This window comes from Burkholderia sp. E168m15 (assembly GCF_016586105.1).
Lineage (GTDB): Bacteria > Pseudomonadota > Gammaproteobacteria > Burkholderiales > Burkholderiaceae > Burkholderia > Burkholderia orbicola.
In genome coordinates this window covers 26,759-36,008 of record NZ_BCPO01000150.1, presented here as the reverse complement: position 1 = coordinate 36,008, position 9,250 = coordinate 26,759, and the positions used below count along the sequence as shown (strand labels likewise).

Annotated in this window: 7 protein-coding genes; 4 read left to right on the top strand and 3 right to left on the bottom strand. The window is 65.4% G+C overall.

All coding sequences use genetic code 11. The annotated features are described in order from the left end of the window. The 3 genes from JMF86_RS21985 to JMF86_RS21975 form a co-directional block, all read left to right on the top strand. A partial coding sequence (locus JMF86_RS21985; RefSeq protein WP_201317152.1) for a circularly permuted type 2 ATP-grasp protein occupies positions 1-2,433 on the top strand: 2,433 nt, incomplete at its 5' end. Then, on the top strand, positions 2,427-3,530 hold the full coding sequence (locus JMF86_RS21980) for a transglutaminase family protein (RefSeq protein ID WP_011694705.1): 1,104 nt from the start codon (positions 2,427-2,429) through the stop codon (positions 3,528-3,530). The genes JMF86_RS21985 and JMF86_RS21980, both read left to right, overlap by 7 nt. A 176-nt stretch (positions 3,531-3,706) precedes the next feature. Further along, the gene (locus tag JMF86_RS21975; protein WP_027807048.1) at positions 3,707-3,979 is read left to right on the top strand and encodes a hypothetical protein; all 273 of its coding nucleotides are present in this window, start codon (positions 3,707-3,709) and stop codon (positions 3,977-3,979) included. Positions 3,980-4,048: 69 nt separating this feature from the next. On the opposite strand, the gene pip is transcribed toward JMF86_RS21975, so the two are convergent. Then, complete coding sequence (gene pip / locus JMF86_RS21970; RefSeq protein ID WP_011547949.1) at positions 4,049-4,981, bottom strand: prolyl aminopeptidase; 933 nt, start codon at positions 4,979-4,981, stop codon at positions 4,049-4,051. 330 nt (positions 4,982-5,311) lie between these two features. Between pip and JMF86_RS21965 the strand changes: the two genes are divergently transcribed. Beyond that, positions 5,312-6,463 carry an acyltransferase gene (locus JMF86_RS21965; protein WP_011547948.1) on the top strand — a complete coding sequence of 384 codons (1,152 nt, stop codon included), beginning with the start codon at positions 5,312-5,314 and terminating at the stop codon, positions 6,461-6,463. A 29-nt stretch (positions 6,464-6,492) separates the two neighbouring features. Here the strand turns inward: JMF86_RS21965 and JMF86_RS21960 are convergent, their stop codons facing one another. Next, entirely contained in the window at positions 6,493-7,311 is an 819-nt protein-coding gene (locus tag JMF86_RS21960) for a hypothetical protein (protein ID WP_011547947.1), read from the bottom strand. A 141-nt stretch (positions 7,312-7,452) separates the two neighbouring features. Next, positions 7,453-9,225, bottom strand: a complete 1,773-nt coding sequence (locus tag JMF86_RS21955) for a patatin-like phospholipase family protein (protein WP_011547946.1) — start codon at positions 9,223-9,225, stop codon at positions 7,453-7,455. Positions 9,226-9,250: the final 25 nt, after the last annotated feature.

Here is a 9,250-nt window from a genome sequence, read left to right as displayed (position 1 = left end):
GGCGTGGCCGACCTCGACCGCCGCGCCGACGCGCTGCACCGGCGCATGCGCGAGAACGGCCTGTTCTACCAGTTGCACGAGCAGCGTGCCGGCGACGGCGCGGTCGGCCCGTGGTCGCTCGACCTGCTGCCGCTGATCGTCACGCCCGACGACTGGGTCGCGATCGAGCGCGGCGTGCTGCAGCGCGTGCGGCTGCTCAACGCGACGCTGGCCGACCTGTACGGGCCGCAGACGATCCTGGAGCGCGGGCTGCTGCCGCCCGCGCTCGTCACCGGCCACCCCGGCTACCTGCGTGCGATGCGCGGCGCACACGTGCCGGGCGATACGTGGCTGCACGTCGTCGCGTTCGATCTCGCGCGCGGCCCGGACGGGCAGTGGCGGATCGTCGCGCAACACACGCAGGGCGCGGCCGGGCTGGGCTACCTGCTCGAGAACCGGCTGATCGTGTCGCGGCTCTTTCCGCGCGGCTTCCGCGGGCTGCGCGTGCAGCGTCTCGCCTCCGCGTACCGCGCGCTGCTGCAAAGCATGCAGTCGCTGAGCCCCGCCGCGAAGAATTCGCGGATCGTGCTGCTGACGCCGGGGCCGCACAGCGCGACCTATTTCGAGCATGCGTATCTCGCGCGCTATCTTGGCCTCACGCTCGTCGAAGGCGGCGACCTGACCGCGCGCGACAACCGCGTATTCCTGAAGACGCTGAGCGGGCTCGAACCGGTGCACGGCATCCTGCGGCGCGTCGACGACGCGTGGCTCGATCCGCTCGAACTGCGGCCCGATTCGATGCTCGGCGTGCCGGGGCTGTTGCAGGCCGTGCGCGCGGGTAACGTGCTGCTCGCGAATGCGCCGGGCTCGGGCTTCCTCGAATCGCCGGCGATGCTCGGCTTCATGCCGCGTCTCGCGGAAGGCCTGCTCGGCGAAACGCTGACGTTGCCCGCCGTGCATTCGTGGTGGTGCGGCGAGGCGGCCGCGTGCGACGACGCGCTGCCGCGGCTCGCGCGCAGCATCGTCAAGGCATCCTATCCGCCCGACGTGCAGGAGAACGGTGCATTCGAACCGGTGATCGGCGCGCGGCTCACGCAGGCGCAACTGGCGGAATGGCGCGCGCGGATTCTCGCGCGGCCCGAACATTACACGGTGCAGGCGGATCTGCCGCTGTCGCAGGCGCCGACCTGGCCGCGGCCCGATGCACCCGACGGCAACGACAGCGCGCGGATCGTGCCGAAGCCGCTGCTGTTGCGCGTGTTCGCGCTCGCCGACGGCGCGCAGCGCTGGCGGCTGCTGCCGGGCGGGCTGTCGCGGGTCGGCACGCGCGACACGCTGTTCAATGCGCCGATGCCGCATGGCGGCAGTACCGTCGATACGTGGGTGATGACCGAGGGCATCGTTGATTCGACGACGCTGCTGCAGACCCACCTCGGCCCCGACGATCTCGTCGAGCGGCCACGCGCGATCGCGAGCCGCGCGGCCGAGAACCTGTTCTGGCTCGGCCGCTACACTGAGCGCGCGACCAACCTGATGCGCCTGGCGCGTGCCGCGCTCGAACGGCTGCGCGGCGAGGACGACGTCGACAGCCCCGCGCATCTGGAGCTGATCGACACACTGTGCCGCGACACCGGGCTGATCGCGGCCGACGCGCCGAATGCCGTCGATGCGCCGCGCGCGTTCCAGCATGAGCTGGCGACGTCGCTGACGCGCGGCGCCGATCGCACGTCGGGGATCGCGTCGTGCCTGTTCGGCATGCGCGGCGCGGCGGCCGCGATCCGCGAGCGGCTGTCGAGCGATCAGTGGCGGCTGATCGACGACGCGACGCAACTGTTCGCGGACAGCGCAGGGCAGCCGGAGGCGGAGGAGCAGATCGGCAACGAGGCGCTGCAACTGCTGGAACGTCTCGGCCTGCTGCTCGGCGCGATCACCGGCGCGCAGACCGACAACATGACACGCGACGACGGCTGGCGCCTGCTGTCGATCGGCCGGCAGATCGATCGACTCGACTTCCTGTGCAGTGTGCTGAAGTTCGCGTTCGACGAAGGCGCCGTGCATCGGCAGGACGGCTTCGAACTCGTGCTGGAACTGTTCGACAGCACGATCACGTTCCGCTCGCGCTTCCAGCGCGGCTTCGACGTCGCGCCGCTGCTGTCGCTCGTCGTGCTCGATACGGACAACCCGCGTTCGCTCGGCTGGGTCGTGCAGGCGCTGCGCGGCCGGCTGACCAAAGTGGAGCGCAGCGAAGGCTATGCGCTGTCCGAACTGGCCGAGACGGTGCCGGACATCCCCGCGTGGTCGCTGCACGAGCTGTGCGAGACCACCGAAGGCGGTCGGCACGACAAGCTGCTCGCCGCGCTCGATACGACGGTGAAGGCGGTTTGGGATCTGTCGAACCGGATCGGCGAGCGCTATTTCAGCCACGTGCGCGAGGCGGGCAGGACGCTATGGTGACGACGAAAGGCGCGCCCAAAACGCCGGCCGGTTCCGGAAGCGCACGGCAGGCGCCGGCCTCGGCTCCCGTTCCGGCTCCAGTTCCGGCTCCAGTTCCAGCCCAGGCCCAGAGCCAAGGCCAGGCCGCAACGAACGCACCGGCTGCCGCCGCACCGGGCCGGTTGCTGCGCGTCACGCACGACACCGAATACCGTTACGCGGCACGCGTTGAATCCGCGCAGCACCAGGCACGCCTGCAACCGCTCGCGACGCCGCGCCAGCAGGTGCTGTCGTTCTCGCTCGACATCGAGCCCGCACCGGAATCGGTCTGCACCGAACTCGACGCGTTCGGCAATGCACGCGCGTCGTTCGCGCTGAACCTGCCGCACGACACGCTGCTGGTGCGCAGCCGCAGCACCGTGCGCGTGACGCCGCCCGTGTGGTCGCTCGGTGCCCGCGGCGAGCCGCCGCCCGCGATCGCGAACCCGGACGCCGCGCAGGCCACCGCGTGGGAGGCCGTGCGCGACCGCTTGCGGTTCCGCGCGGGGCAGCCTTACGACCCGGCGAGCGAATTCTTGTTCGCATCGCCGCACGTGGCGTGCGACCCCGAACTCGCCGCGTACGCGGCCGCGAGCTTCACGCCGCAACGGCCGCTGGTGCAGGCGGCGTGGGATTTGATGCGGCGCGTGCATGCCGATTTCGCGTACACGCCGAACAGCACCGACATCACGACGTCGGCGCTCGACGCACTGCGGCTACGCAAGGGCGTCTGCCAGGATTTCGCGCACGTGATGATCGGCGCGCTGCGCTCGCTCGGGCTGGCCGCGCGCTACGTCAGCGGCTACCTGCTGACGCAGCCGCCACCCGGCCAGCCGCGGCTGATCGGCGCCGATGCGTCGCATGCGTGGGTCGAGGTGTACGACCCGGCGTGGCCCGAGGATGGCGGCTGGCTGCAACTCGATCCGACCAACGATCGTGCGCCGGGCGACGACTACGTGATGCTGTCCATCGGGCGCGACTACGCGGACGTGACGCCGCTGCGCGGCGTGATCCGCGGCGGCGGGGCGGATCAGGAGCTGAAGGTCGGCGTGACGGTCGAGCCGCTCGATGCGGCTTGAGGGCGCCGCGTGTCGCACTTACGCGCTTTAAGTCTTCGTTAATTCTGCACGCCTAGCATGGTGATGCCGGCAGCGATTCGGACTCCGGTCCGACGCGCCGGCGGCACGCGCGGGTGCGTCGACGTCACGGCGCCGCGCCGTCGCGCGTCGCCATTTCCATGCAACGGCGGCAGACCATGATCAAGCACTTCGACTACACGCTCGGCAACGAGACGATCGCGCTTTGTGCGAGCTTCGGCGCGGGCCCGGCATTCCGCCGCGTGCTCGTGAGCCGCGCGGATTCGATGGAGACGCTCGTGGTGCTCGATGCGCGCGGGCTGTCAGGCTTGCTGAAGGTCGCGACCGAGGAACCGGAAGGGCTGCTCGACGACGCGATCCGCAAGGTCGGTGACGAACAGCTCGTCGAGCAGGCAATCAGCGGCCGGACGATCGTCGAAGCCGCTTTGTGATCGGGCGGCGCGTGAGCGTGCCGGCAGGCACGGCTGCACACGCCGCGTCGTTTCGCGTTGTTCCGTTGCTCAGGCGGCGAACCGGTCCGTCGCCGCGACCAGCGCCTCCAGAATTCCCGGTTCGTTGTACGCATGTCCGGCGCCGGGCACGATTTCGAACGTCGCCTCCGGCCACGCCTTCGATAGCTCCCACGCCGTGCGTGCGGGTGTCGCGATGTCGTAGCGGCCCTGCACGATCACGCCCGGAATGCCGGCGAGCCTATGCGCGTCGCGCAGCAACTGGCCTTCCTCGACGAAGCCCTTGTTCACGAAGTAGTGGTTTTCGATCCGCGCGAACGCGAGCGCGTAGTGGCCGTCCGCGAAGTGCGCGGCGAGCGTGGGATCGGGCAGCAGCGTGATCGTGCGGCCTTCCCAGATGCTCCACGCGCGCGCGGCTTCGAGCTTCGCGGCTTCGTCGTCGCCGGTCAGCCGACGATGGTAGGCGGCCATCAGGTCGCCGCGCTCGGCTTCCGGAATCGGTGCAAGGAAGTCCTCCCAGTGATCGGGGAACAGCCACGACGCGCCTTCCTGGTAGTACCACAGCAATTCCGCGCGACGCATCGTGAAGATGCCGCGCACGATCAGCGCGCTCACGCGTTCGGGGTGCGTCTCGGCGTACGCGATCGCGAGCGCGCTGCCCCACGAGCCGCCGAACACCAGCCATTGCTCGGCGCCGACCATCTCGCGCAGGCGTTCGATATCGGCGACCAGATCCCACGTCGTGTTGTTCTCGAGGCTCGCGTGCGGCGTCGAGCGTCCGCAGCCGCGCTGGTCGAACAGCAGGATGTCGTAGCGCTCGGGATCGAACAGGCGGCGATGGTCGGGGCCGCAGCCGGCGCCGGGGCCGCCGTGCAGGAACACGGCGGGCTTGCCGGCCGGGTTGCCGCAGCGCTCCCAGTAGATGCGGTGGCCGTCGCCGGTGTCGAGGTGGCCGTGGGCGTAAGGTTCGATCGGTGGGTACACAGGCAGGCTCCGGGTGAGGGGCGACAGGGGGCGGACGACGCGCGGGCCGGTGTGCGGGCGGCAAGGTACTGCGAAGCGTGCTGCGCCGCAAAATTCGTTGCGTGGGCATCGGACCGACCGCCGCCGGACAAGGCTTGTCATTATGCCCATTCACCGCGCCGGACGTCGGCACGTTTTGGCCGGGCGTTCGTCGCTGGCGGTATGTGCGCCGCGGATTTTTGAAGCAATTTCATTCCGATATTTTTCATACAAAATCCCGGCGGCAGGTCGGCGGGTCAATCGGAGCGCCGGCAACGCCTGTTTCTCCACCGTGCCAACGGAAACCAGCCGATGAACCATCGCGTCACGCAGTTGACCGGGTTGCGCGCCGTCGCGGTCGCGATGGTCGTCGTCGGTCATGCCGAGCATGTGCTGCCCGGCGGCTATACGGGCTGGTATGCGCCGTTGCGGCTGATCGCCGACGGCCGGCTCGGCGTGCTGATCTTCTTCGTGCTGAGCGGTTTCCTGATCACCAACGTGCTGCGCGCCGAATTCGCGTGCACGGGCGGTATCGCGCTGACGTCGTTCTACGTGCGCCGGGCGCTGCGGATCTGGCCGGCTTGCTACGTGTATCTCGCGGCCGTCGCGATCATGGCGTTCGCCGGCGGGTTCGACGTCGATCGCCGGCAATGGCTCTATGCGGCGCTGCATCTGTGGAATTACTCGGCGTGGTTCGGGCTGACCGGCGACAACGCGCTGCATCCGGACGGCGCGTGGTACCTCGGCCATTTCTGGTCGCTCGCGCTCGAGGAGCAGTTCTACTGGTTCTGGCCGCTGCTGTTCGTGTTCGGCATCCGCCGCGCCGGCACGCGCTGGCTGGCCGCGCTGATCCTGATCGTGCCGCTGGTGCGCGCCATGACGTATTTCGTTGCGCCGACGCTGCGCGGCCAACTCGGGATGATGCTGCACACGGGTGTCGATCCGATCCTGATCGGCTGCTATGCGTCGCTCAACCGCGAACGGCTCGAAGCGTGGATCGGTTCCTGGCGCGGCGAGGCGCGCATCGTGACGGCGCTCGTCTTCGTCGTGCTGCTCGGCATGCCGCTCGCCGAACACCGGCTCGGCGGCTTCTGGAATGCGACGTACGGCGTGACGCTCGAAGCCGCGCTGATCGCGATCGTGATCGTCGTGCTGAATTTCCGCGGCGAGTTCTGGTGCGCGCGCTGGCTGCGCGCCGAGCCGGTGGTGTTCGTCGGCACGATTTCGTTCAGTCTCTATCTGTGGCAGCAGCCTTTTGCGAACCCGCGCCTGCCCGTGCCGCATGGGTTTCCGCTCGGCATCGTGTGGGCGCTGATGGCCGCGACCGCCAGCTATTTCCTCGTCGAGAAACCGTTCCTGCGGCTGAAGGATCGCTATACGGCGCGCGAGGCGCGACGCGTGCGGGACGACGCGTTGCGGATGCCGGCGCCGACCGAGGCGATCGGGCCGAAGGTGGTGGAGTAGGCGGGCGGGGCGGCGTCGCGCCCGTGGCATTACTTGAAGCGTTGCATCGCGGCCGGCGAATACCAGAAGTTCCGGAACATGTCGATTCCATAGGACTTGCCGTCGTAGTGGACGATCGTGCGCGCCGTGCGCTTGCCCGTATCCGAGTAATCACCGTTCTTGCGCTGCGTCTTCGTGATGTGCGCGGTGATCGAGAGGTCGGCGAAGCCGTGGCTCGACGTTTTCTCGACGGCGATCGTCATGCGGGCGTCTTCGCTGCGCGCATCGCCTGTACCCGGGCCGCAGGCGTCGCCTTCGACGCTGACCCAGCCGTACAGATTCGTGCCGAACACCGGGCGGATACGGCCGCCTTCACGCACCCACAGCGTCAACTCTTCACTGGTGTTGGCATCCGGGCAACTCGGCCCACGCGCGCTGCTGGTAAACACGACGCCGAACGCACGCACGTCGGGCGACAACCGGTAGGGCGCCGTATCGATGCGGTAGCTGTCCTCGTCGATCTCCGTCGCCGCATCCTCTTCGACCACCGACCGATCGGCCGCGACGACCTTGCCGCCCTCGACGAGCGCCACGACCTGTAGCTTGCGGCTGACGTACGGGTCCTTGCTCTTCGGCAGCGAATCGAAGGCGACGGCCGCGATCGTCGTTTCCGGCGCGTTCGGCATGGCCTTGCACGACGACGCGACGACGAGCCGGTCCGCGTCGCGCGTGGCGATGCGTGCGCTCGCGATGCCGGCCCAGCGGGCGATGGCCGTGACGATTTCGTCGCTGCAAGACTGGCTGTCGGCGGCGTGGGCGACAGGGGCGGCGGCGAGCGCCAGCAGCGGGGTAAAACGAAGGATTCTCATTGTCGCGATCGGAAATGTTTCTTCATGAATTTTCGTGAGTGTCGCCACTGGCCCGAAGCGGCCTCTCGGGCCTAACGACGGATTCCGCGGTACAGCGGCCTCTCGCCGATATTTATCGAAAACCTAGTCGAACCGTAGGCGCTATTGCCCCTTGGCCTCTGATCCATTCCATCCATAATATTTGAGGACATTTTTCCAAAACGCCTCCCGAGCCTCGAGTGTTGGAATCGGGTCATAGCGTCGTCTTTCAATATAAGGATTGTCACCGACTTTGTGCCCCGGTGTAGCTATCCAGTCACCGAACACCTCCTCGCCACTTCTTCGACGAGTCATCTGTGCCTCTGTAAACGAGGTCGTCTCGTCACATGAATTCGAGGCTTTCTCGTAGAACCCTGACGCATGTTTAGCAGTTCCAGAAAGTATTTTCCGTAAGTGCATCAAACAAATATTTTTTGGGTTAAACAGTAGCTTCACGTACATCGATATGTCGCTTTGCTGCTCAAGCGACAAACCGAACGTCGTCGGAATTTGTTTCAAGCGGAGTCTGAGGGCTCTCTCCTCGTTGTTGTATACCCACAAATTTATTGGCGGTTCATGGCACTTTGAGTCTGGATCGCCGTATTTACCGTCGCAGTAAACGACGTTTGGCGGTTCTGCAAGCTCGCTGCTATCGAACGATAGGTGAACAAAATACAGTTTACGCTTCAGGAGGGCATTAACTTCGTCCCAATTCACGCGTACGCCGCCACCACAGATGTCCGAAGGCAAGTCATCTTTGCGACACTGCTCGCTGTCGGCGGGAGGTGTGAACATGCGTGACTTGAACTCCGCAAGTAGGCGAGTACGATTTGCGGCCAACAATGCGTCAAAAGCAGCGAGAAGCGTATGAGTATCTAGTACCCATCCCGAAGCCGATCGCATGCTTGGCGTGTCATCTTGGTGAAACCCTTGCGCTCCAAATGCATCAACCGTCAGGACCACGATCTGGTCGCAGTTCGTTAAGAGGCGATGCGAGTCTTCAATCAATGCTCTTTTCACCGCCAGTAGACCAAGGTTGTCAACGTTTCCGCCGTCGATGAGATGGATGAACCTCGGCTTTCCCAACTCCCGCTCGGTCGAGCCTAACCGAAATCGGTTTAGAACGACGGGAGAAAGCAACCCGGGAAACGCTGCAGATGCTGCGACAGCACGGGAGAGAGGCAACGTCGAGTAATTGACACCGATGGAGTCTAGGTCCGACGGTGAAAACGTGAACAGACTCCCGAACGGTCGAGGCTGAAATGCCGTGGTGCCTTCGGCTGTGGCAACGGTAGAATTGATAATAATCTGGGGACGATTTGGATTAAAGTCGCCAAGTGTCAGTTGCCGTTTAGCTGGCGACAGTCCAAACAAAACGCTTGAGTTCAAAGCCGCAAAAAACGCGTCTGTACGATTCGTGTGACCGAAAATGTAGCCGCCAAGGAACTCAGGATTTGCTAGTTGTTCGGCCATGTCGAATTTCAAATTTTCAGCGAGCCGTGTGCGAATCAGTGAATCATTCCATACAGGCCGCCAACTGTCCCCTGTAGTCCGGTCGGTTGAAATGCCGTACAGCGCGGCGGCTAGCGATCCTCCTGACACGGACGAAACAACGTTGATGTAGTTCGTTAGATCAGTTCCGTCGACGTCCTTTAACTCTGATATTACGCGCGCGCCTAAATAGGCAGCTCGAGACCCTCCCCCTGAAATGGTCAAGAAGAATGCGGTATTTTGGCCGCTACCGTTTGCAGAACACACCTGTTTCTGGAGAATTGGTTCGGAGCGGTTTCCGACCGAGAGTGATGCTTCGGGTGATCCGGCGATATTTGGTGCGCATCCAACGGCCAATATTGCAGCGATTAGAAGCGAGGAGATCAAAGCGACTCGGTTTTGCATGTTAAATACGAAAATTATTAGGCCT